Source organism: Streptomyces recifensis, assembly GCF_002154615.1.
Classification (GTDB): Bacteria; Actinomycetota; Actinomycetes; order Streptomycetales; family Streptomycetaceae; genus Streptomyces; species Streptomyces griseoluteus.
In genome coordinates this window covers 1-1,306 of the sequence record NZ_MUNH01000694.1, presented here as the reverse complement: position 1 = coordinate 1,306, position 1,306 = coordinate 1, and the positions used below count along the sequence as shown (strand labels likewise).

The window sequence follows — 1,306 nt, the reverse complement described above, 5'->3', positions numbered from 1 at the left end:
GTGTCGGGCAACGGCGCGGTGCTCTCGGACGGCATCGTCACCTCCGCCACGCCCTTCGGGTACGTCATCAACCTGTCCGGTCCCCAGGTCCCCAAGCTCAGCGTCAACCGCAACAGCATGCTGGAGTGGGACCGCGAGTGGGCCGGGGAGCAGGTGCGCGCGGCCGCCGACGATCTGCCGGACTGGGAGGGGCTCGACCTGGAGTGGCTGTGGCAGTTGGAGACCCAGGACGTGGGGCTGGCGAGGGCGGTCGCGGAGCGGCTGGCGGGCGGGGGGCTGACGCTGCCCGTGTACCGGTCGGCCGAGTATCAGCGGCCGCCGGTGGCACTCGACGCGGTGGGGTGGTTCCCGGGCGACCGGGCGTTGCTTCCGCGTCGCGTCGAGGACGGCACGAGCAACATGAACCAGTTCGCCACGGCATGGCGCCGGGCGGTACTGCGAAGCCAAGGAGCCGTCCCGGCCACGAATCCGGAGGGGGACGACTCCCCCGTGCCGAAGGACCTGGGCGGCCATCCCGTACCCCGTCCCGGCGACAACGCGCTGCTGGACAACGCGGCCGGCTCGGCCCGCAATCTCGTGACGCACGCCTTGCGCACCAAGCAGACGGTGGCACACGTGCTGCGCGGCCTGCGCCGGTTCGCCCTGCTGACGCCGGAGCTGGGCGTACCGGCGGTCCCGCCCGACGGCACCACCGCGCTGGACTTCGTCCCCGAGCCGGTGGACCTCGATCTGATCGACTGGATGACCGACTGGGCGGAGCCCGGCCGGGCCGAGCGGCAACCCGCCCTCGGGGCTCTGCTCTCCCTCTCCGCCGCCAGGGAAGCGCGCATCGACACCCTCCTGGAACGCGCCCTCCGCTACCAGCCGCTGGGTCTCGTCGTTCCCGGGATTCCTGAGTCGATGCTGCGCCACCGTGCCACGGTGCGGGACGCCGAGCTGCTGGGGGGCTGGACGGAGAACCGGCACACCTACTCCGACCGGGGGCTGCCCGCCGAGGTGCTTCCCGTGCACATCGCCCGCCTGGCCGACCGGCTCGGTACGACCAGCGCCGAGGTGCTGGGGCAGTTGCGGCAGTGGGAGCCGTACGGGTACCGGCTGCCCACCGAGGACCAGTTGCTCCCGGCCGCGCCCAGCGACAGGCAGTGGGCACTCTTCCGCACCTTCTGGGAGCCGGAGAGCGGAACGCCCGACCCGAGTCTCCAGTCCCTGCTGGCGCTGGCGGCGAGCCAGGAGATCACGGTCGAGGAGGTGCTGCGATCGGTGGGCGGTCTCGCCGGACCGTCCGCCGGCCTGCTGCCCGAACTCC

1 pseudogene is annotated in these 1,306 nt (G+C 72.7%); it reads left to right on the top strand.

The features are described from left to right. Window positions 1-1,306: pseudogene (locus CCN33_RS32315) on the top strand (hypothetical protein); the annotation flags it as partial.